At 32.0% G+C, this 26,510-nt stretch carries 25 protein-coding genes; 13 read left to right on the top strand and 12 right to left on the bottom strand.

Going from position 1 to position 26,510, the window contains the following annotated elements; all coding sequences use genetic code 11:
• Positions 1–25: 25 nt before the first annotated feature.
• Positions 26–1,135, bottom strand: coding sequence for an adenylate kinase (locus QLS71_RS10130; RefSeq protein ID WP_308993842.1), 1,110 nt, complete (start codon positions 1,133–1,135; stop codon positions 26–28).
• Positions 1,136–1,349: 214 nt separating this feature from the next.
• On the opposite strand from QLS71_RS10130, the gene QLS71_RS10125 reads away from it, so the two are divergent.
• From QLS71_RS10125 to QLS71_RS10095, 7 genes are all read left to right on the top strand, one after another.
• Positions 1,350–2,504 (top strand): 5-(carboxyamino)imidazole ribonucleotide synthase, encoded by a 1,155-nt coding sequence (locus QLS71_RS10125; RefSeq protein ID WP_308993843.1) that lies wholly within the window; start codon positions 1,350–1,352, stop codon positions 2,502–2,504.
• A gap of 91 nt (positions 2,505–2,595) precedes the next feature.
• Complete coding sequence (gene purE / locus QLS71_RS10120; protein ID WP_308993844.1) at positions 2,596–3,078, top strand: 5-(carboxyamino)imidazole ribonucleotide mutase; 483 nt, start codon at positions 2,596–2,598, stop codon at positions 3,076–3,078.
• A gap of 145 nt (positions 3,079–3,223) precedes the next feature.
• Positions 3,224–5,263 carry a M3 family metallopeptidase gene (locus tag QLS71_RS10115; protein ID WP_308993845.1) on the top strand — a complete coding sequence of 680 codons (2,040 nt, stop codon included), beginning with the start codon at positions 3,224–3,226 and terminating at the stop codon, positions 5,261–5,263.
• Between the two features lie 94 nt (positions 5,264–5,357).
• On the top strand, positions 5,358–5,861 hold the full coding sequence (locus QLS71_RS10110; protein ID WP_308993846.1) for a MarR family transcriptional regulator: 504 nt from the start codon (positions 5,358–5,360) through the stop codon (positions 5,859–5,861).
• 52 nt (positions 5,862–5,913) lie between these two features.
• The gene (locus QLS71_RS10105; protein WP_308993847.1) at positions 5,914–6,267 is read left to right on the top strand and encodes a hypothetical protein; all 354 of its coding nucleotides are present in this window, start codon (positions 5,914–5,916) and stop codon (positions 6,265–6,267) included.
• A complete protein-coding gene (locus QLS71_RS10100; protein ID WP_308993848.1) occupies positions 6,254–6,946 on the top strand; it encodes a DUF2071 domain-containing protein in 693 nt (230 codons plus the stop codon). The genes QLS71_RS10105 and QLS71_RS10100 overlap by 14 nt, the downstream gene beginning before the upstream one ends.
• Before the next feature lie 98 nt (positions 6,947–7,044).
• Positions 7,045–7,599 carry a sigma-70 family RNA polymerase sigma factor gene (locus QLS71_RS10095; protein ID WP_308993849.1) on the top strand — a complete coding sequence of 185 codons (555 nt, stop codon included), beginning with the start codon at positions 7,045–7,047 and terminating at the stop codon, positions 7,597–7,599.
• Between the two features lie 261 nt (positions 7,600–7,860).
• Here the strand turns inward: QLS71_RS10095 and QLS71_RS10090 are convergent, their stop codons facing one another.
• Entirely contained in the window at positions 7,861–8,694 is an 834-nt protein-coding gene (locus QLS71_RS10090) for a hypothetical protein (protein ID WP_308993850.1), read from the bottom strand.
• A gap of 132 nt (positions 8,695–8,826) precedes the next feature.
• Between QLS71_RS10090 and gcvP the strand changes: the two genes are divergently transcribed.
• The 3 genes from gcvP (at position 8,827) to QLS71_RS10075 (ending at position 13,381) form a co-directional block, all read left to right on the top strand.
• On the top strand, positions 8,827–11,676 hold the full coding sequence (gene gcvP, locus QLS71_RS10085; protein WP_308993851.1) for an aminomethyl-transferring glycine dehydrogenase: 2,850 nt from the start codon (positions 8,827–8,829) through the stop codon (positions 11,674–11,676).
• Between the two features lie 103 nt (positions 11,677–11,779).
• Complete coding sequence (locus QLS71_RS10080; RefSeq protein ID WP_308993852.1) at positions 11,780–12,838, top strand: ketoacyl-ACP synthase III; 1,059 nt, start codon at positions 11,780–11,782, stop codon at positions 12,836–12,838.
• 21 nt (positions 12,839–12,859) lie between these two features.
• Positions 12,860–13,381, top strand: a complete 522-nt coding sequence (locus QLS71_RS10075; protein ID WP_308993853.1) for a methyltransferase — start codon at positions 12,860–12,862, stop codon at positions 13,379–13,381.
• Between the two features lie 38 nt (positions 13,382–13,419).
• Here QLS71_RS10075 and QLS71_RS10070 read toward each other — a convergent pair whose 3' ends face one another.
• The 3 genes from QLS71_RS10070 to QLS71_RS10060 all read right to left on the bottom strand — a co-directional run bounded on the left by QLS71_RS10070 (position 13,420) and on the right by QLS71_RS10060 (position 16,953).
• Positions 13,420–14,124, bottom strand: a complete 705-nt coding sequence (locus QLS71_RS10070; RefSeq protein WP_308993854.1) for a TylF/MycF/NovP-related O-methyltransferase — start codon at positions 14,122–14,124, stop codon at positions 13,420–13,422.
• A gap of 1 nt (position 14,125) precedes the next feature.
• On the bottom strand, positions 14,126–15,922 hold the full coding sequence (locus QLS71_RS10065) for an HAD-IIIC family phosphatase (RefSeq protein ID WP_308993855.1): 1,797 nt from the start codon (positions 15,920–15,922) through the stop codon (positions 14,126–14,128).
• 65 nt (positions 15,923–15,987) lie between these two features.
• Entirely contained in the window at positions 15,988–16,953 is a 966-nt protein-coding gene (locus QLS71_RS10060) for a polysaccharide deacetylase family protein (RefSeq protein ID WP_308993856.1), read from the bottom strand.
• Positions 16,954–17,126: 173 nt separating this feature from the next.
• Between QLS71_RS10060 and QLS71_RS10055 the strand changes: the two genes are divergently transcribed.
• Positions 17,127–17,975 (top strand): glycosyltransferase family 2 protein, encoded by an 849-nt coding sequence (locus QLS71_RS10055; RefSeq protein ID WP_308993857.1) that lies wholly within the window; start codon positions 17,127–17,129, stop codon positions 17,973–17,975.
• A 9-nt stretch (positions 17,976–17,984) separates the two neighbouring features.
• On the opposite strand, the gene QLS71_RS10050 is transcribed toward QLS71_RS10055, so the two are convergent.
• Together QLS71_RS10050 and pafA are read right to left on the bottom strand one after the other, a co-directional pair.
• Positions 17,985–18,794 carry a DNA/RNA non-specific endonuclease gene (locus QLS71_RS10050; protein WP_308993858.1) on the bottom strand — a complete coding sequence of 270 codons (810 nt, stop codon included), beginning with the start codon at positions 18,792–18,794 and terminating at the stop codon, positions 17,985–17,987.
• A gap of 7 nt (positions 18,795–18,801) precedes the next feature.
• The gene (pafA, locus tag QLS71_RS10045) at positions 18,802–20,463 is read right to left on the bottom strand and encodes an alkaline phosphatase PafA (RefSeq protein ID WP_308993859.1); all 1,662 of its coding nucleotides are present in this window, start codon (positions 20,461–20,463) and stop codon (positions 18,802–18,804) included.
• Positions 20,464–20,568: 105 nt separating this feature from the next.
• Here pafA and QLS71_RS10040 point away from each other — a divergent pair, with 105 nt between their 5' ends.
• Together QLS71_RS10040 and QLS71_RS10035 are read left to right on the top strand one after the other, a co-directional pair.
• Complete coding sequence (locus QLS71_RS10040; RefSeq protein WP_308993860.1) at positions 20,569–21,306, top strand: ABC transporter permease; 738 nt, start codon at positions 20,569–20,571, stop codon at positions 21,304–21,306.
• Entirely contained in the window at positions 21,306–22,073 is a 768-nt protein-coding gene (locus QLS71_RS10035; protein ID WP_308993861.1) for an ATP-binding cassette domain-containing protein, read from the top strand. Before QLS71_RS10040 ends, QLS71_RS10035 begins: the two co-directional genes overlap by 1 nt.
• Before the next feature lie 22 nt (positions 22,074–22,095).
• On the opposite strand, the gene QLS71_RS10030 is transcribed toward QLS71_RS10035, so the two are convergent.
• From QLS71_RS10030 to tnpA, 5 genes are all read right to left on the bottom strand, one after another.
• A complete protein-coding gene (locus QLS71_RS10030; protein ID WP_308993862.1) occupies positions 22,096–22,506 on the bottom strand; it encodes an RDD family protein in 411 nt (136 codons plus the stop codon).
• 2 nt (positions 22,507–22,508) lie between these two features.
• Positions 22,509–24,005 (bottom strand): DUF389 domain-containing protein, encoded by a 1,497-nt coding sequence (locus QLS71_RS10025; protein ID WP_308993863.1) that lies wholly within the window; start codon positions 24,003–24,005, stop codon positions 22,509–22,511.
• An 87-nt stretch (positions 24,006–24,092) separates the two neighbouring features.
• Positions 24,093–25,175: a mannose-1-phosphate guanylyltransferase gene (locus QLS71_RS10020; RefSeq protein ID WP_308993864.1), complete on the bottom strand. Its 1,083-nt coding sequence runs from the start codon at positions 25,173–25,175 to the stop codon at positions 24,093–24,095.
• A 99-nt stretch (positions 25,176–25,274) separates the two neighbouring features.
• Positions 25,275–25,886: a SprT-like domain-containing protein gene (locus QLS71_RS10015; protein ID WP_308993865.1), complete on the bottom strand. Its 612-nt coding sequence runs from the start codon at positions 25,884–25,886 to the stop codon at positions 25,275–25,277.
• A 186-nt stretch (positions 25,887–26,072) separates the two neighbouring features.
• Positions 26,073–26,507 carry an IS200/IS605 family transposase gene (tnpA, locus tag QLS71_RS10010; protein WP_308990898.1) on the bottom strand — a complete coding sequence of 145 codons (435 nt, stop codon included), beginning with the start codon at positions 26,505–26,507 and terminating at the stop codon, positions 26,073–26,075.
• Between the last annotated feature and the right edge of the window lie 3 nt (positions 26,508–26,510).

The raw sequence follows: 26,510 nt of genomic DNA, 5'->3' as shown, positions 1-26,510 counted from the left end.
GTTAAGCCGAAATGAACGAATCCACTTAAAGTTTATCAATAACCTCACTTAAACGTACCGTAATATCTTCAACGCTCCCTATACCATTAACTCCAAAATATTTGTTTTGAGCCGAGTAATAGTCTTTTAAAATAGCCGTTTTATCGTAATATTCTTTAATTCTATTACGGATAATAGACTCATCAGCATCATCGGCGCGTCCGCTAGTTTTTCCTCTACCTATTAAACGTTCTACTAAAATTTCATCATCAACCTCTAAAGCAACCATAGCGTTTATTGAAGAATCTTTACTTTCCAATAGTTTGTCTAAAGCTTCAGCTTGCGCATTGGTACGTGGAAATCCATCAAAAATAAAACCATTGGCTTTAGCGTTTTTTTCGACTTCTGCATTTAACATATCAATAGTAACTTGGTCTGGTACTAATTCACCTTTATCCATATAGGATTTAGCCAACATACCTAAAGCGGTTTCATTTTTAATATTAAATCTAAAAACATCACCTGTAGAGATGTGTACTAAATTATATTTAGTTTTTAAAAATTCTGCTTGCGTGCCTTTTCCTGCCCCTGGAGGACCAAATAGTACTAAATTTGTCATGAATTGTGTTTCTTTTATTTGATAGACTTCTGGTATGTTTCTTCCCAACCCATCATAGTCTAAGCCGTAGCCCACTATAAATTTATTCGGAATTTCCATACCTATATAATGTAATTTGTAATCTTTTTTATAAGCTTCAGGTTTATAAAACAAAGTGGCAATTTTTAACGATTTCACCTGTTCATTTTTAAAAATACGATGCACTTCTGTTAAAGTATTGCCAGTATCAATAATATCTTCTAAAATAACGACTGTTCGTCCTGTTAAATCTTGTGTTAAACCTATTAAACGTTGAATGTCTTCGGTAGATTTTACACCTTCATAGGAAGCTAATTTAATAAACGTTACCTCACAGGGTTTGGGGTACTTTTTTACAAAATCGCTCACTACCATAAACGACCCGTTTAAAATACCAACAAACACAGGGATTTCGTCTCCAATATCGTTTGAAATGTCTGTTGCCAAACGCTCCATGACAGCATCTATTTCTTTTGCTGAAATAAATGGTTTAAAATATTTATCGTGTAGCTTTATCACCCTTCATTATTTTTGAAGCTGCAAAGATAATCAATAGATTGCCTAATTACGATTTTTGATTTACGAATTCAAGACTAATTTAAGATTTAAGTGTATTTTTGCATATCATTTAACGATTTTAGTAACAATAAATACATGATCCGAGCCACGACAACTATTTAATATTTGTTGAATTAATTTTGCGGCGAGCGCATGTGACCTTAGAAACAAATACATGAATTATTTTTCTTCAAATTTTAAACTTGGTATTCTTGGTGGTGGCCAATTAGGTAAAATGCTACTTAACGACACACGAAAATTTGATATTTATACCTGTGTTTTAGATCCCAGCAATGAAGCGCCGTGTAAAATTGCTAGTAACGAATTTCATCTAGGAGATTTAATGGATTACGATGCGGTTTATAACTTTGGAAAACAGGTAAATGTATTAACCATTGAAATTGAAAATGTAAATGTAGACGCTTTAGAAACTCTTGAAAAAGAAGGTGTCAAAGTATATCCATCGTCAAAAACATTACGCATCATTCAAAATAAAGCGACTCAAAAATTATTTTACGTCGACAACAATTTACCAACGGCGCCGTTTTCTCGTTTTGCATATACGTCTGAAATTAAAGAAGCTATTAATCATGGAGGTTTATCACTTCCTTTCGTTTGGAAATGTGCCCAATTTGGATACGATGGAACAGGCGTGAAAATTGTAAAATCAATTGAAGATTTAGAAGGATTACCTAATGTAGAGTGCATAACAGAAACACTGGTTCCTTTCAAAAACGAATTAGCAGTTATTGTAGCAAGAAACCCATCAGGTGACATAAAAACGTTTCCTGTTGTAGAAATGGAATTCCACCCTGATGCAAACCAAGTAGAATATGTTATTTGCCCTGCAAGAGTATCCGATGCTGTTGCAAAAAAAGCAGTAGAAGTTGCCCTAAACACTTCAAAAGCATATAACCATGTGGGGTTATTAGCTGTTGAAATGTTTCAAACACAAAATGATGATATCCTGATAAACGAAGTCGCTCCAAGACCTCATAATTCTGGGCACCAAACTATTGAAGCTAGCTACACATCTCAGTTTGAACAACATTTAAGAGCTATTTTAAATTTGCCTTTAGGAAGAACAAATAGTAAAGTAGGTGGTGTTATGGTAAATTTAGTGGGTGCAGAAGGATGTAGTGGCAATGTTGTTTATGAAAATATTGAGGCCATTATGAAACTAGATGGTGTAACGCCACATATTTATGGTAAAAAACAAACCAGACCCTTCAGAAAAATGGGACATGTTACCATTGTGAATGAAGATTTAAATGAAGCACGACGCATTGCAGAAGAAGTAAAAAAAACAATTAAAGTGATTTCAGAATAAATCACAAAACTAAAATACCAAATTCCAACTGTTGTAAAAAACACATACTGAACTCTAGTTTGGTTTTGGGAATTTTTAAATTTGAAATTTTATGAATAAAGTAGGAGTTATTATGGGAAGCAAAAGCGATTTGCCAGTAATGCAAGACGCTATTGATATTTTAAAAGATTTTAATATCGAGGTAGAAGTTGACATTGTATCGGCGCATCGTACCCCAGAAAAACTATTCGATTATGGTAAACATGCACACACCAAAGGGTTTGCCGTTATTATAGCTGGCGCTGGTGGTGCAGCCCATTTACCAGGCATGATTGCATCTTTATCTCCATTACCTGTTATTGGTGTTCCTGTAAAAAGCAGTAATTCCATTGATGGTTGGGATTCGGTATTATCCATTCTACAAATGCCTGGAGGTGTTCCCGTTGCCACGGTAGCACTTAACGGTGCTAAAAATGCTGGCATATTAGCTGCTCAAATTATCGGCACCAGCAACTCTTCTGTTTTAGAAAAAATAATAGACTATAAAGAATCTTTAAAACAAATTGTTTACGAATCGGCTAAAGATTTAAAATAAAAAAAACCTCGAGGGGATCCCGAGGTTTTCTAGTAATTAAGAATAATTTTATGAGTTAGTCACTCTTCAAATTGTTCCTACAAAAGTATAAAATATTTATTATGTATGCATAATAAATATTTGTTTTTAACATATTAACTTACAAATGACAAAAAACATCTTATTAAAACCATTTAATACACCATTTAATTCTGCCCCTTTTTCAAAAATTGAAAACGATCACTTTCTTCCCGCGTTTAAACAATGTATTCAAGAGGCTAAGAATGAAATTGATACTATTGTAAATAATAATGAAGAACCCACTTTTAAAAACACCATTGAAGCTTTAGATTTTTCAGGTGAACAATTAGATAGAGTTTCCAGTATCTTTTTCAATTTAAATTCAGCAGAAACTAATGACAGTATTCAAAAAATTGCTCAGGAAGTATCGCCTTTATTATCTGAATTTAGTAATGATATCACATTAAATAAAGCATTATTTAAGCGTGTAAAATCTGTTTTCGATTCAAAAGACACGTTAAATTTAACGACCGAACAACAAACACTACTGGACAAAAAATACAAGAGTTTTTCACGAAATGGCGCTAATTTATCAAACGATAAAAAAGAAAAACTTCGCGAAATTGATAAAGAGTTAAGCAAGTTAAAGCTGAAATTTGGAGAAAACGTATTAGCCGAAACCAACAAGTTCGAAATGCTGATTACAGACGAATCTGAATTGACTGGTTTACCGGAAGGTGCTATGGAAGCAGCAAAACAATTAGCCGAATCTAAAAACAAAGAAGGCTGGTTGTTTACTTTAGATTATCCAAGTTACATTCCGTTTGTAACCTATGCAGATAACAGAGAGCTTCGTAAAAAACTAAGCCTAGCTGCAGGCAGTAAAGGTTTTAACAATGACGCTTTAGATAACCAAGACATTGTTTTAAAAATTGCTAAATTACGATTTGACCGTGCCAATTTGCTAGGTTATAAAACCCATGCACATTTTGTGTTAGAAGAACGCATGGCAAAAACACCTGAAAAAGTTCTAGAATTTTCAAATGAATTATTGGAAAAAGCAAAACCTGCTGCGGATAAAGAATTTCAAAACCTTCAAAATTTCGCTAAAGATCTGGACGGTATAGAGCAACTTGAAAAATGGGACGGTTCTTATTATTCAGAAAAGTTAAAGCAAAAACTATTTAGCTTAGATGATGAGTTATTAAAGCCTTATTTCAAACTAGAAAATGTTATTGATGGTGCTTTTACAGTGGCTCATAAATTATTTGATTTAAATTTTGAAGAAATAAACAACATCGATACATACCACGAAGATGTTTTAACCTATAAAGTAACCAACACTAAAGGTGATTTAGTATCTATTTTTTACGCCGATTTTTTCCCAAGAGCTGGAAAACGTAATGGTGCCTGGATGACTTCTTTCAAACCGCAATCTATTAAAAACGGAATCAATGATAGGCCACATATTTCCATCGTTTGTAATTTTACAAAACCAACAAAAAGCAAACCTTCATTATTAACTTTTAATGAAGTAACTACTTTATTTCATGAGTTTGGTCATGCATTGCATGGTATGTTAGCAAACACTACTTATCCTAGTTTATCGGGCACTAGTGTATTTTGGGATTTTGTAGAATTACCTAGTCAGATTATGGAAAACTGGTGTTATGAAAAAGATGCTTTATCATTATTTGCCAAACATTATGAAACAGGTGAAGTGATTCCAATGGATTTGGTCGAAAAAATAAAAGATTCAGCCACATTTCATCAAGGTATGCAAACCTTGCGTCAAATAAGTTTTGGCTTATTAGATATGAGTTGGCATACAGGCAAATCGCCAGAAACTATAACAAGTGTAAAAGCACATGAAACTGAAGCTTTTAAAAACACAACACTCTATCCTGAAGTTCTTGAAAATTGTATGAGTACATCATTTTCTCATATTTTTCAAGGTGGTTATTCATCAGGCTATTACAGCTATAAATGGGCCGAAGTTTTAGATGCCGATGCCTTTGAATATTTTAAAGAATCGGGTATCTTTAACAAAGAAATTGCTACCAAGTTCAAAGATTTTGTATTATCTCAAGGAGGAACAGAAGACCCCATGACGCTTTACAAACGCTTTCGCGGAAAAGAACCTCAACCTGAAGCTTTATTGAGACGAGCAGGACTAATGAAATAAAAATTTAAAGGCTGAATTATAAAATTCAGCCTTTAAATTAAAAACAAACTTTCAATAATTATTGAAAGTTTAAAAATTAGTGTATATTTGTACTATGAATTATGAAGAAGCAAAAATAAAATTTATAAGTACTTGGGGAAGTTTAGGTACTCTTTGGGGCATTAATAAAGCCATGGCTCAAATTCAAGCATTACTTTTTATTTCCATCAAACCATTATCAATGGAAGAAATTATGGAAGAGCTTCAAATTTCACGGGGAAATACTAGTATGAATTTACGTCAGTTAATAGATTGGGGAATCGTAACCAAAGATCTCATACCTGGTGAACGTAAGGAATATTTTTACACCGAAAAAGATGTACAAGAATTAGCGAGAATTGTTGCGAAAGAACGCAGCCGAAGAGAAATTAAACCTGTTATTAAAGTATTAAAAGATGTTTCATCTATAGAAGATGACGGAACGGAAAAAACTAAAGAATTGATTAAACAAACCAAAGCATTGCATGATTTAACTGAAAATGCTGATGCTATAATTAGCAAACTCGTAACCCAAGAACAGAACTGGATTACAAAATCATTATTGAAATTATTCAGTTAAAAAATTTAAATTATACTTTCAATATTTTCTGAAACTACAAAAATAACAAAACATGAAACATCTATACCTTACAAACAAATGGCTTTTAATAATAAATGCGGTCCTTTTTATCATACCATATTTCGGATTGCTGTTTTTAATTATTTTAGGAATTATACAATTAATCATGTGTGTTGTTGTAATAGGCAAATTCAACATGCTAAATAAAAGTGGTAAAACACAATTAATCGTCTACAGTATAATAACATCATCCATTCTTATTCTTACAATGTTATCTTATAATGATGATTTATACTTTAATGACACTTTATTTATTTTCGTAATTATCACATCCATACTATTAGCCTTACTTCATTTGAATATAACTTATTTACTATATAAAAATAGCCAAGATGAAATCAACTAATATATTTATGAAAGGTCATTGGGAAGATTTAATCATGACAACTTTTGAAATAGATGAAGCCATTCTTAAACCCTATTTACCAAAGGACACCCAATTAGACTTATATAATGGTAAAACGTTGCTAAGCATGGTTGCTTTCAGGTTTACAAAGGTTCGTTTTTTTGGTTTTAACGTACTTATGCATCAAAACTTTGGGCAAATAAACTTCAGGTTTTATGTAAAATCTAAAATCGACAATTCAAAAGGCGTTGTATTTATAAAAGAATTTGCTCCAAAGCCATTAATTACTTGGGTAGCAAACATATTCTATAATGAACCCTATCATTTTAAAAACATAACTTACAACAAGTATCTAAAAAACAAAAAAATTGCTTTAGAATACAATTACAAAACATATAAAACAAAAGCAAAAGGGAGTGTAACCACTCATGAATTAACAAGTAACACATTGGAACATTTTGTAGTCGCCAGATATATTGCGTTTATAAATAATAAAGACAACAAAACATTGCAATATAAAATACAACATAAACCATGGCGGCTTTACAATTTAGAAAACTCTTATTATGATAAAGAGTTACTAAATCTATTGCCTAAACCTTTTAAAAAACTAAAATATATTTCAACTTGTTTTGTTAATGGTTCTTCTGTGGCGGTAGAAAAAGGAAAAATTCAATAAAATAAGATATAACATTCGTTTCAAATTTAAGGTCAATCTATAAAAAACATTTTTTTCGGTTTTTTTATTCTATTTTTGAAATTGAAAAAAAACGCACAATGTCTAACCATCAAATTAATCCAAATAAGTGGATCGATTTATATTCCGATTACCTATACAACTACACCATTTCGCGTGTAAGTGATAGAGAAATTGCGCAAGACTTGGTACAAGATACTTTTTTGGCTGCCCTAAAATCAATGAAAAACTTTAAAGGTGAAGCCAGCGAACGTACTTGGTTGATTTCAATTTTAAAGAGAAAAGTTATTGATCACTACCGAAAAATAAATTCAAATAAAGGAAAAGCAGAAGTTCGAATCACATATAACGACGATAGTGAGACTGAAGGTGATTGGTTAGAAGAACGTGTTGCAGACCCTTTTGACAAAACTGCTGAAGACACCATGCAAAACAGTGAACTTGGTAACGCAATCTTTAACTGTTTAAGCAAATTACCTCAAAAACAAGCCCAAGTTTTTAGAATGAAAACAATAGAAGGCTACGAAACCGAAGTAATTTGTAATGAACTAAATATTACAGCGTCTAACCTTTGGGTAATTATTCATAGAGCACGTACCGCCATGGCAGATTGCTTAAAAGAAAATTGGTTTTAATTATGAGTTCTAAAATTAAACTTATGCTTAAGTGTAATGATGCTAGCCACGTTTGTGATAAATCACAATATAAAAACGCCTCATTATGTGAAAAAATTAAATTAAATATTCATTTAATTTATTGTAGGGCTTGTAGAAAGTACTCTCATAACAATTCAAAACTTACAAAAATCGTTAAGAAATCGAACATTAAATGCTTAGATAAGAAATGCAAAGAGAAGATGAAAACAGAATTAGATAAAGCTATTAAAGAGACTTCCATTAACTAAACATTAGCAACACTATCAGCCACAAAACAGGTATCCCTTCTACCCAAAACGAACTATAATATTTACTTTGTTCTTTATCAGCATATATTACAAACAGACTTGTTACTAAAGCTATTAGTATAGCTACAAAAATATTTCTGAGAGTAACTTCTTTTTTAAAAAACTCTAAAAAGAAAAACAAAAGCAACAGGACCACTCCCATTCTTTTTGTTTGCTTCATTCCTATTTTCTGTGGTATCGTGGCCAATTTCAAACTATCATATATTAAATCTCTAATTTCAAATGGCAACATTAAAGCTATTATAAAAATAAATCGCTGAATTATTGCTATTACAACATCCATATTTACAGGAAATTCATTATTTATTACTGGAAGAAGCACTGTAACACCTGCCCAAACTAATGCTATAAGGTATACTTTTAAACCTCCAATACTTCTTAAATTATGTTTACTATCTAAATACAAATGTTTAGGCAAAAATGGAATGGCGTAAAAGAAAGTCACCAACCCCAATCCTCCAATAAAAAACAGTGTATTTATATGCAATTGAAACAGATAGTAGCACATAAAAAAGAAACACATAAACGAAAATACCTGAATCGTTTTTAGCCAATTTGCTAAGTTTCGGTGGTGAAATTTTGCTAAACCAAAATACTTTACAAAATTATAACCTGAAATTGAAGCAAAAAACACAAAAAGTAACAGAGATTTATCAAACAGAATACCGTATTCTAAAAGTGAAATCCAAGTTAATGAAAACACCGATAAGGCTACATGAATACTACTGTTTATATAAAAATTTAAAAGTTGTTTAAGCCAATGCATATTACAAAAATAAACAATACCTATCGTACAGTGTTAATAACGTTTCCAAATGGTTAAAAACTTTCCATATTATGCAAAGAAACATGCCTTGTATTGTTTATTTTTGCGAATTATATAAACAATCCTTATTTAATGAATACAAACGCTTTTGCTTTGCGTCATATTGGACCTAGAGAAGACGACCAAAAACTCATGTTAAAAACTATTGGTGTAGAATCTTTGGACCAGTTAATTTATGAAACAATTCCAGATGATATACGTTTAAAAAATGGCTTAAATTTAGATGAACCTATGACTGAATATGAATATTTACTTCATATTCATGAATTATCTAAATTAAACAAAGCTTACAAAACCTATATTGGTTTAGGTTACCACCCCAATATTTTGCCTGCTGTTATTCAACGAAATATCCTTGAAAACCCAGGTTGGTATACGGCTTACACACCTTATCAAGCAGAAATTTCTCAAGGCCGTTTGGAAGCGCTTTTAAATTACCAAACCATGGTGATGGATTTAACGGGTATGGAAATCGCAAATGCATCACTTCTTGATGAAAGCACCGCTGCAGCCGAAGCTATGAGTTTACTGTTTTCAGTAAGAACACGTGAACAAAAAAAACAGAATATTAATAAGTTTTTTGTTTCTGAAAATATACTGCCTCAAACATTATCGTTGCTCCAAACCAGATCGACTCCAATAGATATTGAGTTAGTTGTAGGAAATGAAGAAACTTTTAATTTCTCTTCTGATTTTTTTGGAGCTATCTTACAATATCCAGGAAAAGATGGTCAAGTAACAGATATTAAAACGTTTATTAGTAAAGCGAATGAGGCACAAATAAAAGTAGCCGTAGCTGCTGATATTTTAAGTTTGGTAAAACTGGAAGCTCCTGGTCAGTTTGGTGCTGATGTGGTAGTAGGGACTACCCAACGTTTTGGAATCCCTATGGGATACGGTGGGCCACATGCAGCTTATTTTGCTACAAGAGAAACCTATAAACGAGATATTCCAGGGCGTATTATCGGCGTGACAAAAGACACCAATGGCAACCGTGCTTTACGTATGGCTTTACAAACACGTGAACAGCATATTAAACGCGATAAAGCAACATCAAACATCTGTACGGCTCAAGTTTTATTAGCAGTCATGGCAAGTATGTATGCTGTATTTCATGGTCCAAAAGGTTTAAAGTTTATAGCTAATAAAGTACACAATACAACCTCAGCACTTGCTGAAGCTTTAAAAACATTAGGATACAATCAAGTAAACAATGTGTTTTTTGATACACTTCAAATAAAAACCGATTCTAAAAAAATAAAAAAGTTAGCAAAAGAAAAGAAAGTCAATTTATACTACCCTAATAAAGAAACGGTTACCATTTCTATAAATGAAACGACTTCGGTTAGAGATCTCAATTATTTAATTTCGATTTTTGCTGAAGCTGCTGAAAAAGAAACCATTGCTATTTCTACAGTTTCTGAAGGAAATAATATTTCAGAAACATTAAAAAGAACCTCCGAGTTTTTAACACTTGATGTATTTAACAAATACCATTCGGAAACCGAATTGATGCGTTACATAAAATTATTAGAACGTAAAGATTTAGCTTTAAATCACTCCATGATTTCGTTAGGGTCTTGTACTATGAAGCTTAATGCTGCATCTGAAATGTTGCCATTAAGTATTTTTAAATGGGCTAATATTCATCCATTTGTTCCTAAAAAACAAGCTCTAGGCTACTTAACTGTTTTAAAAGAATTGGAAGATCAATTAACCGAAATTACGGGGTTTGCAGCAACTTCTTTACAACCAAATTCTGGTGCACAAGGTGAATATGCTGGTTTGATGGTTATAAAAGCCTACCATGAATCTCTTAACCAAAATCATAGAAACATTTGTTTAATCCCATCATCAGCACACGGTACCAATCCTGCCACTGCAGTTATGGCGGGCATGAAAGTGATTGTAACTAAATCGACTGCTGAAGGGAATATTGATGTGGAAGATTTACGTGAAAAAGCCATTTTACATAAAGACAATTTATCGTGCTTGATGGTGACCTACCCTTCCACACATGGCGTATATGAATCGGCGATTAAAGAAATCACCAAAATTATCCACGATAATGGTGGGCAAGTATATATGGATGGTGCCAACATGAATGCCCAAGTAGGATTAACAAATCCTGGAAATATTGGTGCTGATGTGTGCCACTTAAATTTACATAAAACCTTTGCCATTCCTCATGGTGGTGGTGGCCCAGGCGTAGGACCTATTTGTGTTGCTAAACAACTCGTACCTTTTTTACCTGGAAACCCAGTTAAAAAAGTGGGAGGAGAAAAAGCCATAACAGCCATTTCTGCAGCTCCTTATGGTTCTGCATTGGCTTGCTTAATTTCTTATGGATATATAAAAATGCTTGGTGCCGAAGGTTTGACTGAATCTACCAAAATAGCTATTTTAAATGCCAATTACATAAAACAACGTTTGCAAGGAAGTTTTAATACTTTATATTCTGGTGAACGCGGACGTGCTGCACATGAAATGATTATAGACTGCCGACCATTTAAAGCAAATGGCATTGAAGTAACTGATATTGCAAAACGTTTAATAGATTACGGTTTTCATGCACCAACGGTATCTTTTCCTGTTGCTGGTACTTTAATGATCGAACCTACTGAAAGTGAAAGTAAAGCTGAAATTGATCGTTTTTGTGACGCCATGATTTCTATTAAAAAAGAAATTGACCAAGTATCTAAAGACGATGAGAATAATGTTTTAAAAAATGCACCACATACTTTAGAAATGGTAACTGCTAACGAATGGTATTTTCCATACTCTCGTGAGGATGCTGCCTTTCCGTTAGACTATGTTAGAGATAACAAATTCTGGCCAAGTGTGAGACGTGTTGATGATGCTTACGGAGACCGCAACTTAATTTGTTCTTGTGCTCCTATTGAAGCTTATGCAGAAGCATAAAACTACCCGTTGAACATCGTAAAATAATCAAAAAAAGAATTTGTCTTTTATTAAAACCTTGTACCTTGTATGAGTAAACTAAAAAAGGCAAATTTTTCTTTTTATGAACATTAAAATTACCGGTACTGGTAGCTATATTCCAGATACTATCGAAAAAAACAACGCTTTCCTTGAGCATACATTTCTAAACAACGATGGTTCAATAATTAATTATCCTAATGATGTTATTATTGAAAAATTTCAAGCTATTACCGGCATCGCAGAAAGACGTTATGCAGAACCTCATTTAAATTCGTCTGACTTAGGTTTTTTCGCCGCAGAAAAAGCCATATTAGATGCTAAAATAGATCGCGAAACGATTGATTACATCATCGTAGCACATAATTTCGGAGATGTTAAACATAACGCGATTCAAAGTGATATGCTTCCTTCATTAGCGACTAGAATAAAACATAGTTTACGTATTAAAAACCCTAAATGTATTGCCTACGACATCCTGTTTGGATGCCCGGGTTGGATTGAAGGTGTTATACAAGCAAAAGCATTTATAAAAGCAGGAATGGCCAAACGCTGTTTAGTTATAGGCACTGAAACACTATCTAGAGTTGTAGATAAATATGATAGAGATGCCATGATTTTTTCTGATGGTGCTGGTGCAACTGTTATAGAAGCCACTGAAGAAGCAGGTGGCATTCTAGCTCATGAAACCGCCAGCCACACTTATGATGAAGCGTATTATTTGCACTTTGGAAATTCCAACAATCAAGAACTATGTAAAGACACTCGTTATATAAAAATGGAAGGTCGTAAAATTTACGAGTTTGCTCTTGTTCACGTACCACAAGCCATGAAAACATGTATTGATAATAGCGGTGTGGACATTAAAGATGTGAAAAAAATATTTTTGCATCAAGCAAACGAAAAAATGGATGAAGCCATTTTAAAACGTTTATACCGACTTTACAAAACCGAAATTCCTGAAGGCATTATGCCCATGAGTATTCAAAAACTAGGCAACAGTTCTGTTGCAACCGTACCTACTCTTTTCGATTTGGTTAAAAACAACAAATTGGAAAACCATAGCCTAACAAAAGGCGATATTGTTATATTTGCTAGTGTTGGTGCAGGCATGCACATTAATACATTTGTTTATAAATATTAACAAACCTGTTGCAAAAAAATCATGTACGAAAAAACTTTTCCAAATAAACGCTTTAAACATACCATTCAATTTTTAGAAAAGCACGTTGCCAAAACTGAAGCTGTGTTAGATTTGGGCGTAGTAAATCCATTTTCAGAAATCATGATAAAACATGGTTATGACGTCCAAAACACAACAGGTGAAGACCTAGATTTTGATACTTCAACTATTATAAACTCAGACGCTACAGTCGTTACGGCATTTGAAATTTTCGAACATTTATTATCACCTTTTACAGTGCTTCAGGCTATAAAAAGCGATAAATTAGTCGCGAGCATTCCTTTAAGATTATGGTTTTCTTCTGCATATAGAAGTAAAACCGACATGTTTGATAGACACTATCACGAATTTGAAGATTGGCAATTTGATTGGTTATTAGAAAAAGCAGGTTGGAAAATTATAGACCGTCAAAAATGGACAAACCCAACTAAAAAAATTGGAATAAGGCCCATATTACGCTGGTTTACGCTACGCTATTACATTGTTTATGCGGAAAGAATGTAATTTATTAAGCAAAGGGCCGTGTTATAAGAAACGAACTTTTATTTTAATATAAACGCGACTTGTCTGTAATTGTTAACGGCTCCTAGAAATTCAAATTTCCATTTATCATTCGTGCATTGTTTAAATATTTCAAATGCCTTAAACTCATGGTCGTGACTTGAAAACTCATCAAATATGAGGATATCCTTCGCTTTAAGTTTGGGAGAAATTTGAAAAAGCACATAAAGTGTAGACGAAAATAAATCAGCATCTAAATGAAATACACATTGTTCATGAAAATGACAATCTAACAATGTATTATAAACTGAATCCTGAAACCAGCCTTTAACAAATCTAACTCTATCATCATCAATATCTGGGAAATTTCCTTTTTGATCAAAATGCCCTTCTTTTTTATCTTCCCAACTTTCAGGAAGCCCTTCAAATGAATCAAACCCAACAAAGCGCGATTCTTTTATTTTATTAATCGAAGACCAATTCTTAATCATAGCACCTTCCGCGACTCCAAATTCATAATAAAAAATAGTTTTATTTTTAAGCTCTAATAAAAGTTTATCATGAAGTTTATATCTGTTTTTATAGGTTGCTGAGTTATTATAATAGTCGTTAATTTCACCCTTATCTTTATTTTCAGCCATAAAGGCTACAAACTCAGCATATTCATAAACAATATAAAAAGGTTTACATAGTTTTTTTAAAAGCTTGTATAGCTTCGTTTTTGATAAAAAAGGATGAAATGGCATACTATTTAATTTCTATTACTTTTATTATTTTATCGTTGTGTACTTCCTTGTTTTGATTAAATTTAAGTTTACGAAAAGTGCCTTCACTTTTAATAATTTCAAATCCAAAATCTACAAATACATGAGCCGAAAATTTATTTTTTTCTGTATGATTGTACGTAACCCAAAAATCTCCAAATTTCAGATAATGTTCTAACACATGTGTCAAAAAAGCATGTTCGATCCTTTTACTTTGAATACGACAACTAAACATTAAATCAACAAGTTGATTTTTAGATTTTTGAATAACACCAAATCCAATGATTCCATAATCACCAAATCGATCTCTACAACTTAAAACATAAGAAGAAAGGTCTTCATTATTATAAATATTAGATATATCGTTCTTGGTATATTTACTGCCTGAAAAATTCATTTGATTCGTTCTTTGAGTAAGTTCATAAACACGTTGAAAATGAACTTCTTTTAAGGCTTCTATTTCTAATTCAATATTACATGTTTGAATGAAATTTAAATACTCGCCTTCAAAACTATCAGAGACTTTTTTTCTTTCAACTTCATTAATATAAAATGTCTTTCTATGTTTACTCTCATTAGTAATTGGAATTTGAAGTGCTTCTAAATCTGGTATCTTTTGATAATGAATAGCATCCATAACCCTTACTTGAGGCAATGTGGTTTCTATCTCCTTTCTTTCAAATTCAGAATCATCAATGAATAAAAAGGTATTGATATTGATATTAAGATCTAGTGCTATTTCTTTTAAACTTTTACTTTTGGGTAGCCATGAAATCTTTGGAAAAACAAAATAATCCTCCACCCCAAAATGCTTTAATGCCTCCACTGCGGAATCATGATCATTTTTACTTGCTATAGAGTTTATAATTCCTTTTTGCTCTACTAGTTTTAAAACATCTGTAATACCTTCCTTAAGTTTTAATTTTTCTATACCGTCTTCTACTAATGTTCCACTCCATAACGTATTATCTAAATCCCAAACAATGCATTTAATCTTATCTGCTTCTTTGATGACATTCTCATCTTTAATGAATTGAACAAATTCGGTTATTCCAAAATACAAAGCAGTGTCCATATTTTGATCTTCAGGAATAAGATTAATACGGTAAGACATATTTATTTTTACTCTTTTTGAAATCTCATCAAATGGAATAATTTCTTTATTGTACCCTGGCATAAGATCCATTCGGTATTGAAAAGGAATCTTACTAAACTTAAAATCATCGTTTCTAATAACTAACCCTAAAGATATTTTACTTTGTGTCGGGTTGTAAACTTCAATTAAAAAGCCATCTGGAGTATCTAAACCCTTATTTTGCTCACTAATTATTTTATTCTTTTTTTGACTGTATCGTTTTTGAATTAATTTTTTCTTGACATCTTTTTGTGGTACAAGGTGGATAAGTTTTGCTAATAGTAATTCCCTAGTTTCTTTTTTTTCAACCTCGTGACAATTGTATAACTCATTATTTCCTTGAGTTGCAAATACACCCCACTTTTTAAATTGAATTTTCAATATTTGTTGACCAACAGTAGGTATTTCATTCTTTAGAATAACTCTTTCTATCCCCTTAACAAATCGCTGACATTTACCATCAATTCTTGGGGAATACAAATCACAAGTTTTAAAACATGAGGGCATAGCGCATTCTGTACAATGCTCTGTCCAGTGCAAAACACTTCTTGTTCTAATCGATGCATAGGTATCAAAAAAGTGCTCACAAATTTCTTGAGGTAAGTGTTCTTGAATTGTTTTAATGTATACTTCGGATTCGTACATGTTTATTTAAAGTGCCTAGTACTAAAAACAGGTAGGGCGTTTTGACTTTATTGTAAATATAAATATCACTTTCGTTTAATATGATATTTTCTTATAACTTTATTGAAATACTTATACATGTTTTCTGTAACAATCTGTTTTTCTGTTTCCTTATTTGGGTTTTCTAAAGAAAATCTCTGAATAATCCGCTTGTCCATATCTTTCTTTAAACCAGAATTGCCAAATATTTTTACATTAGGATCGTATTCAAACAATTTCTCTAACACTTTTTTTGAGATGGCTCTATCTGAGAATGGAAATGCAAATAAGGAATAATTAATATTGAAATTTTGTTTTAACCAATCTATAGAATTAATTATTTCTAATGTTTGTTCTTCTTGAGATAATTGAATAAGAGGCGGATGACTCATCGTATGCCCCCCGAAATAGAAGCCATCATCTAACATTTCTTGTATTTGTTCTTTTGAAATGTAAACTTTTTGTTCTTTTAAATAGTCTCTAATATCAATCTTTAATAAATCGAGCACATCATTTACTTTTTCTCTTTCAGAAAATTTGATATTTATAAATTTCTTTTTGAATTCTTCAGTGGAATTGGATGTAAAAGAAAATATGGCTCCTATTTTATCTAAAACATTTTTTTCAAAACCTGTGTCCTTCAACTGTTTTAAAATAATACTTATATAATGCTTATATAGCCCTTCATTGTTATCTATAAAATTTGGATTTACAAAGAATATAGCTTTTAAACCTTGTTGCTTTAAAATAGGGTATATTACTGAATGAATTTCTTGTAAACCATCATCAAAAGAAAGCAAAAAACTGTTATTTGAAACGTTATTATTTAATAAATCTCTAGGATTTAAAGCTTTATAATTAGTTTTCAATATCTGAATATCATTTAAAAATTGCTTTGTATTCTTAAATAAATATAAATTTTCAATATGTGCTACATCAGTATCCCTTACTAGATGATAATAAGGAAAAATTGTTTGCGCTTTAAATTTTGATAAAAATGCTCGATTTGACATCTTATACAAAATATTTTTTATAATCCCCATAACAAATACACCATAGCTTTATTAATTTCAAAAATAGTGATTAATCTTTTTACTTAAAGACACTTTATTTGTAAAATAAAAAACGGATTAACTAACGCTATACTATCAATATAAGTTAAATTTGAAATTAAACTTTTTAAACTTTGAACTTTTACATCATTATTCCCGCTCACAACGAAGCAAGTGTCATTGGATTAACCTTAGATTCGTTAATAAACCAAACTCTTCAACCTAAACGTGTCGTGGTTGTAAATGACAACTCAACCGATGCAACTCAGAACATTATTGAAGATTACGTTTTGAAATATACAAATATTGAATTGCTTAATTCACAATCTTCAAATGAACATTTACCAGGATCCAAAATTATTAATGCATTTTATAAAGGTTATGAAATTTTGGGTGAAGATTATGATGTACTATGTAAATTTGATGCCGATTTAATTTTTCCTCACAATTATTTAGAACAACTTTCTATTCATTTTAATAACAACAAAAACCTAGGAATGGCTGCAGGCTTTTGTTACATTGAAAAAAATGGCAACTGGATATTGGAAAATTTAACTCGGAAAGACCATATTCGAGGTGCTTTAAAAGCCTATAGAAAAGCGTGTTTTTTACAAATAGGAAAATTAAAACCTTCTATGGGTTGGGACACCGTTGATGAGTTGCTTGCAAAATTTTATGGTTGGGATATTTTAACAGACGAATCTCTTCATGTAAAACATTTAAAACCAACGGGCATTAGCTACAATAAAGCTTCTAAATATTTACAAGGAGAAGCTATGTACAAAATGCGTTATGGTTTTGTAATTACCTTTATTTCCGCCTTAAAATTAGCTTATAAAAAAAGAAGCTTTGGTTTATTTAAAGACTATATATCGGGCTATTTTAAAGCAAAAAAGAATCATATTGATTTTCTGGTAACAGAAGAAGAGGGGGTATTTATTCGAGATTTACGCTGGAAAGGCATGTTGAATAAATTCAAATAATGAAAAAGACTATTTGAAACTCCATTCTTTATAACTGCTCGAAGCTTCTAACTTATTTTCTAAGGTATCTTCTAATTGTGAAAAGAAATCGATGCCAGTTAATTTTTCAATAGAATCAACCGAAACCACAAATTCATACAAAGGTTTACTAACATTCTCATGAGGCATTAAAAAAGCGATCATTTTTACTTTTCCCGAATTTATATCAATCAACACTTTATAAAACTGATTAGGCACAGCTACGCTTTCATCTCCAATAGTTTTCATATTACCACTTAAAACACCTCCTGTAACAACAAAAACGCCATCATACTTATTTGCCCAATAACGCACTTTTTGTTCTAAAGTATTCCATATTCCAGAATTAAAGGCATGTTCTTGTGGGGTAATATTACTTGTTAAAAACGTTTCGTCATGGGCTGCTTGGCTATACTTTCTATCAGCTGCTGGACACAAATGCCCACGGTCGTATCCCGAATTTTTATAATTTCGCCAATTAGCCGCTCCCGTTTTCACAGCGGCATCTATTTCAAAATAAGGACGTTTAAAATTTGAATTTGAAAGATCTGATTTTTTTAACTCGTAAGCGACCCACTCTGCTTGCTCATGTGGTTCACTGTAAGAAAGAGAATAGCCTTCATGATGCACAATTTGTCCTGTAGTACTTGTAGGCAAAAAGTATTCGTTGGTATTATTTTTAACTTCTTTACCGTCACCAACAACTTCAGCTTGCTCTTCTACTTTTAGAAAATGCTCGTAGCCGTAAACTGCAAACACAATTATTAAAGACAGTAAGGTATATTTTGTTTTTTTACTCAAATTAAAACTAATCTAAAACAAATTCTAAAGGTTGCCCTGTAGCTCCGTTAGGAAAACTGATTCCTAGAAGTGCTGACATGGTGGGAGCAATATCGGTGATTTCGGTTTTCTTTAAATTTTCACCATGCTTAATACCTTTTCCGAAGAATAAAAGGGGCACGTGTGTATCATAATCAAAACCAGACCCGTGTGTAGAACCTGTTTTACTGTATGAAATATAAGCCGCATCATAAACAAAAAGCACATCTCCTGAACGTTTTTGGCTAAATCCATTTTGCAGCAATGCTTCAATTCCTGTTGTAAATGACGTTGAATTCATAACTGTTGCTGTATATGCTTTATCAATATACTTATAAGTAATCATTTCATTTACGATGGCTTGTTGAACATCATCTAAATTTAAACCAAGTTCATTAATTTTATTTCTATCTAAAAATATTTGATTATTACTTATACTTTCAATTAAGCTAGACGATTTAAATCTTGATTCCATGAATTGATTCAGTTTTTCTTTTTGAATTTTAGTATCCACGTAACCTGCTGGTATTTTAACACTTTTCAGATAGGAAGGCACATCTACCGCTGCATGATCTGCTGTTAAAAAAACAGTATACGCATCTTTGCCTACAGTTGTATCTAACATTTTAAATATGCGCTCTAAATCTTTATCTAAACGAATATAGGTATCTTCAATTTCTTTAGAATTTACGCCAAATTTATGCCCAACATAATCGGTACTTGAAAAACTTATAGCAAACACATCGGTATCATCATCTTGTCCTAATTGCTCCCCTTTTATCGCTGCTATTGCAAAATCGGCCACAATACTATTACCATATGCTGTAGATTTTATAATATCAAAACCACCATTTGCATCTTTTAAGGCTGCTAAATCGTATGGAAATGTTGCTGTTTCTTTTCCTTTGAAGCTACCTTCAAAATCATTCAAATCGCTTCCACTTTCTACATAAGTTGAAATATCGTATAAAGTATTCCATGGTTTCAAATAAGAAGCTGCCACATTTGAATTATTAAATTCATTTACCCAATTAGGCAAACTATTCATATAAAAACTACTAGTAATAAAATCTCCTTTATCTTTTCCATAAAACCAATACGCCGCATTAGCGGTATGACCCGCAGGTAAAATAGCACCTCTATCTTTTATTGATATCCCTATGGTTTTGCCACGCATTTGTGTAAATAAACGGTTTTCATCTGAAAAAGTTGTAGACTTCATTCGGTGTGGAGACATTTGTCCATCTTCCGTTTCAGCTCCAACAGATTGTACACTATCATCACCTGCACAATACACACTTTTCTTTATTTCTTTATCATACCAATCATTAGCAATAATACCATGATATTTTGGAGTGGTACCCGTATAAACCGAAGCATGGCCAGGACCTGTATAAGTAGGCACATAATTATAATGACTGTTTTTGCAATTAAATCCTTCATTCATCATTCGTTTAAAACCACCTTCTCCGTATTTATTGTAAAAACGTGTTAAATAATCGTAACGCATTTGGTCTACCACAATACCAACAACAAGCCTTGGTTTTTCACTATTAAAATTTTTACTTTTAGTTGAAATCGTTTCACTTTGGGCTTTACACGAAAAAATTAAAAGAACTGCGAATATGGCGCAAGCGGTATTTTTCATCATAACAATTAAATATGATTCAAAAATACAGATTTTAAAATATCTTAATTTAAAATTAAAGTTAAATACCTCTAACTTTTTTTTACTTTAGCACTATTAAAATTGATTATGACCTATCTACATAATATTGGTGCTTATTTTATAATGATTGCTGAAATGTTTCGCAAACCTACCAAATGGTCTGTGATGAAAAAGTTAATATTTAAGGACATTGATGATTTAATTATAAGTTCCTTAGGCATCATTGCTTTTATATCGTTTTTTGTGGGTGGTGTTATTACCATTCAAACGGCATTAAACATAAGCAACCCACTAATTCCTAAATATTTGGTGGGGTTTGCTACCAGACAATCGGTAATATTAGAATTCGCTCCTACTTTTACTTCTGTAATTATGGCAGGAAAAGTAGGATCTTTTATCACCTCTAGTATTGGTACCATGCGTGTTACCGAACAAATTGATGCTTTAGAAGTTATGGGTATAAACTCATTAAATTATCTTGTTTTCCCAAAAGCAGTGGCTTTAATGCTATACCCTTTTGCGATTGCTATTGGTATGTTTTTAGGTATTTTAGGAGGTATGGTTGCTTGTGTTTATGGTGGTTTTAGCTCGTTAGAAGATTATATTTATGGCATACAAACAGATTTTATTCCTTTTCACATTACCTATGCATTTATAAAAACCTTTGTTTTTGCTTTTATATTAGCCACTATCCCCGCTTTTCACGGATATTACATGAAAGGTGGCGCTCTTGAAGTAGGAAAAGCAAGTACCACATCGTTTGTATGGACTAGCGTGGTTATTATTCTTTTAAATTATTTCCTAACTCAAATGCTTTTAAGTTAATGATAGAAGTTAAAGATTTACATAAGTCGTTTAGTGGTGTTGAAGTTTTAAAAGGCATTAGTACTACGTTTGAAAAAGGAAAAACTAATTTAATTATTGGTCAAAGTGGCTCAGGTAAAACCGTGTTTTTAAAATGCTTATTAGGCTTATTTGACTATGAAGAAGGTTGCATTGCGTATGATGGTAAAATATTATCTCAATTAACGGAAGATGAAAAACGTAATTTAAGAGGTGAAATAGGCATGGTATTTCAAGGAAGTGCTTTATTTGACTCCATGACAATTGCCGAAAATGTGATGTTCCCACTCCGAATGTTTACCAACCAGAGTAAAAGTGAAATGGAAGACCGGGTGGATTTTGTTTTAAACCGTGTAAATTTATCAGATGCTCATAAAAAGAAACCCAGTGAAGCTTCGGGTGGTATGCAAAAACGTGTAGCTATTGCCAGAGCTATTGTAAATAAACCTAAATACTTATTTTGTGATGAGCCAAACTCTGGCTTAGATCCAAAAACATCTATAGTTATAGATAATCTTATCAAAGAAATTACCGAAGAATATAATATTACCACTGTAATAAACTCGCACGATATGAATTCTGTGATGCAAATAGGTGAAAAAATAGTGTTTTTAAAAAATGGTTTAAAAGCTTGGGAGGGTTCGAACAAAACCATTTTTAAAACGGACAATGAAGTTGTAACCGATTTTGTTTATTCTTCTGAATTAATGAAAAAAGTACGCCAAATGTATATTGAAGAGAGACAGTAAAAAATCATTTTTATAATGGATATTAAGTTTTTATCCTATTAAAATTTAAAACAACTGAACCTCCTACATAATCATGTATAGCTTTTCTTTTTTCATTACTACTTATTGTTAAAAGAGAAACCCATCCTAAAAAAAATTTAAAAATAAATCGAAATATTGCCTTAGGAAATAATACATTTTTTTGTTCGTCACCATCCCTCTTAACAACAATATCATTAAAAAAGTGTCCTACAGTAGCCCCGAACACAGAAATAAGAATTGGTTCGTAAAGCAAGAATAAAAACACAAAAACGCATATTCTTATATAATTAGGAATCATTTCAATCAAATTAAAAATTTCTGTAGCGGAATACATTAAGATAATAAGCTCCAAAGCATCAACAAAAGCAGCTTTAATTCTAGTAAATAATTTTGAATATTTTTCTTCCTCCATAGCTACTTTTCGCGTTTAATAATTAAACTATCTAAATCAAATCGCTGCTTTAACCAACGTTCTAATTTATTTTGTTGCTTTAAAATATCAGCTTCTTTAATAGATTTATTATTCCATTTTATTGTAAAAACCGAAAGAGTATCAATTTTAGAAAAGTTTGAGGTTATTACGGTAGCATATTCTAATCTAGACACATCTTCATAGTTAATTTTCACTTCTTTTGTTAACTCATCAAACGGGATTTGTTGCGCTTCAAGCTTCGCTAACCCCTTTAACTTCCCTTCAAGAAATACTATCTTCTCTGATTGCGATAGCATGTCTATTGAATCTCGATATCTAATTTGCTCCATATACTTCAAATTATCAAGATTTTTACTTTTATTCTGATTAAAAATTAAATTAGTATTTTTTAAAGCGTCGTAATTTTTCAATCTATCTTTAAGGAGTGCAATAGTACTCTCCGGTATTTCATCCAACCCAAATGTATTGAGTTCTATAGAAGATAATACCTCATCGTCATCAGAATATTTATAAGAGGAGTTTGTTATGATATAAGACGCATGTGGCAGAGCACTCAATTCTTTATTTATATAATTTCTCGCATCTCTTTCAAATCTACTTTCACTTAACACTTTTACAAAAGTCCACATAGCAGGTATCATCACTATTATTGCTAAAAAAGTGGCTATTCTACCCGTAAGTCTTCTTTTAGCAGAATTGGCATACTTAAGCATGGGAAAGTTTAAAACTTTTACAACTAAAAACGTAGCTAAAGCAATAAAAATGGTGTTAATGGTAAACAAATATAAAGCACCAAGGGCAAACCGCATACCTTTACCAAAATCATCATCTACGGCTACCGAGAGTCCGTAACCGACAGTGCATAACGGTGGCATTAAAGCTGTCGCAATGGCAACACCGAAAATTACAGAAGCAATAGTGCCTTTTTTGGTCCGAGCAATAATTAAGGCTAAACCACCAAAAAAAGCAATTAATACATCGCGAATATCGGGTTGTGTTCTGGCTAATAATTCTGAAGATTCTTCACTTAATGGAAATAACCAAAAAAATAAAAATGCCGTTAAAACACTTAGCAAAATCATCACACCAAAATTAATTAATGATTTCTTTAATGTATCAACATCATTAATAGATACCGATAAACCTATACCTAAAATAGGTCCCATTAACGGCGAAATTAACATGGCTCCAATTACAACCGCTGTAGAATTGGCATTAAGACCAACTGATGCTACAAAAATAGAACAAACTAAAATCCAAGCGGTTGCTCCTTTAAACGGAATATCATTTTTTATGGCTTGTATAGTTGCATCACGATCTGTGTCCTCACGAAAATCTAATAAATCTTTAAAAAAACGTTTAACACTAGTTAGTAAACCTATAACTCCTTGTTTTACGGCTTTTTTACTCTCATCAACTGCCTTATCATTATTGAATTTGTTTTCTTCTTGAGAAAAATTAGACTTGTTTTCTTCCATTATTTTAAAAATTAGCCACTAATACACGAATATAGATAAATCCCCTATTTTTTCACTAAAAACCATTACTGTAAATCAATCATAAAATTACCCAAGATGCTTGCCGAATTTATCTTTCACCTTTTGAAGTACTTTTTTAATATCTTGTTCTTTGGTTTTGGGATAAATAAGTAACACATCTTCTTTATCTACTATAATATAATCTTGCAAACCATCAACCACTACAATTTTATCTTTTTTGGTTCTAATCATATTGCCTGAAGCATCTTCGGTCAAAGTTTTAGCATTCACCACTGCATTTCCTACACTATCTTTATCTAATTTATCGTATAAGCTACCCCAAGTACCTAAATCATTCCAATCGAATTCTGCTGCAATCACATACACATTTTTAGAGCTTTCCATAATAGCATAATCTACCGAAACGTTTTCTGCATTTGGATAATTTTCCTTTATAAAATCGGCTTCTAATTCAGTATTATAAACCGTTTTTCCATTTTCAAAAAGGGCATATAAAGTAGGCTGACTGTTTTGAAAAGCTTCAATCACACTTTTTACACTCCACATAAAAATACCAGCATTCCATAAAAAGTTTCCTTGTTCAATGAATTGCTTTGCCGTTTCATAATCTGGTTTTTCTCTAAACTGAGTCACAGGTTTTATGTCTTCTGCGGAAGCTTTATCATACTCAATATACCCGTAACCTGTATTTGGGAATGTTGGTTGAATACCTAGCGTCATTAACGCATTGTTTTTAGAACAAAACTCAAATGCTTGTTCTACATTTTTTGTAAATATTGCTTCATCTTCAATCCAATGATCGCTTGGTGCTACTATCATAATAGCATCAGGGTTTTCCTTTTGAATTTTTAATGACGCATACAAAATACATGGCGCCGTATTACGCATAGCAGGTTCTAAAACTACTTGTCGCTGTGTAACTTCTGGCAATTGTTCTAAAACCAAATCGTTATAACGCTCGTTGGTTAATATAAAAATATGCTCTTTAGGAATTAAACGTGATAACCTTTGAAAGGTTTTCTGCAAAAGTGTATCTCCAGTTCCTAGCATATCATGAAACTGCTTTGGAAATGCTTCTGTGCTTACTGGCCAAAAACGTGAACCCACGCCACCTGCCATTAATATGGCATAATAATTTTTATTTTTCATATTTTTAATATTGTCTCCAAGGAGGAGCTTATTTTTTTATTTCTTACTGTTTTACTACTAATACACGAATTTTTAAATTAAAATCCAAATAATCATCTGTTAGACAGCTGCTTTCGCAGGAATTAGTTCTACCTCTGCATTGGGGTTAAAAAGATACAATCTTCCTGTTTTAACCTCAACACATTCAAATCGTTTGGTTCGTTTTTCACCCATTTTGTATATTTTACCATTATATAATTTAAAGGTTTGTCCTAAAGGTACTTCAAAAACAAAGGTTTTATTATTGGGTTCGTCAAATTGTTTTAACGCTAATGCTAAGATACTATCGCTATCACTAGAGGCTTTGGGGTTCTTAAAATGTTTGGCTAAAAGCGGTAACAATGCTATGGGAAAAATTTCAGGATTTAAAAATGGCAACATTAAATGTTGAAAGGTTTTTTTCCATTCTATGCCATGCGGTTTTATAAATCGCCCATACTTATTGTACGCTTCAAAGTGAGCAACTTCATGAATTAAAGTGATTAAAAATCGGTATTCATTTAGATTAGAATTGATAGTTATTTGATGCTTTCCGTTTGGCAAACGCATATAATCACCATGTCGGGTTTTACGTTCGTTTTTTATTTTTACCAACAAATTGTCATGTTCCAAAAGTTTTAATACTTGAGGCACCGCTTGGAGCGAAATAAAATTTTGAAGTTTGTTTTGCATTAATACAAAAATACATGGAATTCTTTAAAGTAGAAAGAATTGATTTTATAAGAAGAATAATCTAAAGCCGTTTAACGTTGATAAAATTTATTACTAGTAATATTAGACCTAATCTTAATGATGAATAAACCACTATGGACTGGAAGTCCATAGTTTTAAGCAAAAGAATGAAATTCTTTCTTATCATTACTCTAATATCCAGTTGCCTTTTTCCGTATTGGGCTTATCCTTGTGATGCTCAAGATATTCTTGAACCATCTCATCTGTTATTTGGCCTGTACTCCATACTCCATATCCAACAGCCCAAAAATGACGACCCCAATACTGTTTATTTAACTTTGGAAACTCTTGTTGTAAAAGACGAGAGGAACGACCTTTTAATTTCTTTACCAAAACACTTACACTCAATGATGGTGGGTACTCAACGTGCATATGAATATGGTCTTTGCTCACAACACCCTTTAAAATATGGACATCCTCAGAATTACATATCTGTATCAACAAATCTCGACAGCGATTTTGAATATCTCCCTGTAAAACCGAATAACGATATTTTGTTGCCCAAACTAAATGACAACTTAAATTACTTATCGAATGTGAATTCTTGCGGTAGTTTGACATACA

This window comes from Mariniflexile litorale, from assembly GCF_031128465.2.
Lineage (GTDB): Bacteria > Bacteroidota > Bacteroidia > Flavobacteriales > Flavobacteriaceae > Mariniflexile > Mariniflexile litorale.
This window is presented reverse-complemented; position numbering and strand designations above follow the sequence as displayed.

Coding starts and splice junctions, on each gene's coding strand:
- purE (WP_308993844.1), top strand. CDS start 2,596: ATGAATAAAGTAGGAGTTATTATGGGAAGCAAAAGCGATTTGCCAGTA.
- pafA (WP_308993859.1), bottom strand. CDS start 20,463: ATGATGAAAAATACCGCTTGCGCCATATTCGCAGTTCTTTTAATTTTT.
- QLS71_RS10080 (WP_308993852.1), top strand. CDS start 11,780: ATGAACATTAAAATTACCGGTACTGGTAGCTATATTCCAGATACTATC.
- QLS71_RS10035 (WP_308993861.1), top strand. CDS start 21,306: ATGATAGAAGTTAAAGATTTACATAAGTCGTTTAGTGGTGTTGAAGTT.
- QLS71_RS10090 (WP_308993850.1), bottom strand. CDS start 8,694: ATGCATTGGCTTAAACAACTTTTAAATTTTTATATAAACAGTAGTATT.
- QLS71_RS10125 (WP_308993843.1), top strand. CDS start 1,350: ATGAATTATTTTTCTTCAAATTTTAAACTTGGTATTCTTGGTGGTGGC.
- gcvP (WP_308993851.1), top strand. CDS start 8,827: ATGAATACAAACGCTTTTGCTTTGCGTCATATTGGACCTAGAGAAGAC.
- tnpA (WP_308990898.1), bottom strand. CDS start 26,507: ATGTCAAACTACCGCAAGAATTCACATTCGATAAGTAATTTAAGTTGT.
- QLS71_RS10030 (WP_308993862.1), bottom strand. CDS start 22,506: ATGGAGGAAGAAAAATATTCAAAATTATTTACTAGAATTAAAGCTGCT.
- QLS71_RS10115 (WP_308993845.1), top strand. CDS start 3,224: ATGACAAAAAACATCTTATTAAAACCATTTAATACACCATTTAATTCT.
- QLS71_RS10015 (WP_308993865.1), bottom strand. CDS start 25,886: ATGCAAAACAAACTTCAAAATTTTATTTCGCTCCAAGCGGTGCCTCAA.
- QLS71_RS10075 (WP_308993853.1), top strand. CDS start 12,860: ATGTACGAAAAAACTTTTCCAAATAAACGCTTTAAACATACCATTCAA.
- QLS71_RS10105 (WP_308993847.1), top strand. CDS start 5,914: ATGAAACATCTATACCTTACAAACAAATGGCTTTTAATAATAAATGCG.
- QLS71_RS10095 (WP_308993849.1), top strand. CDS start 7,045: ATGTCTAACCATCAAATTAATCCAAATAAGTGGATCGATTTATATTCC.
- QLS71_RS10025 (WP_308993863.1), bottom strand. CDS start 24,005: ATGGAAGAAAACAAGTCTAATTTTTCTCAAGAAGAAAACAAATTCAAT.
- QLS71_RS10100 (WP_308993848.1), top strand. CDS start 6,254: ATGAAATCAACTAATATATTTATGAAAGGTCATTGGGAAGATTTAATC.
- QLS71_RS10110 (WP_308993846.1), top strand. CDS start 5,358: ATGAATTATGAAGAAGCAAAAATAAAATTTATAAGTACTTGGGGAAGT.
- QLS71_RS10060 (WP_308993856.1), bottom strand. CDS start 16,953: ATGTCAAATCGAGCATTTTTATCAAAATTTAAAGCGCAAACAATTTTT.
- QLS71_RS10020 (WP_308993864.1), bottom strand. CDS start 25,175: ATGAAAAATAAAAATTATTATGCCATATTAATGGCAGGTGGCGTGGGT.
- QLS71_RS10070 (WP_308993854.1), bottom strand. CDS start 14,124: ATGCCATTTCATCCTTTTTTATCAAAAACGAAGCTATACAAGCTTTTA.
- QLS71_RS10065 (WP_308993855.1), bottom strand. CDS start 15,922: ATGTACGAATCCGAAGTATACATTAAAACAATTCAAGAACACTTACCT.
- QLS71_RS10040 (WP_308993860.1), top strand. CDS start 20,569: ATGACCTATCTACATAATATTGGTGCTTATTTTATAATGATTGCTGAA.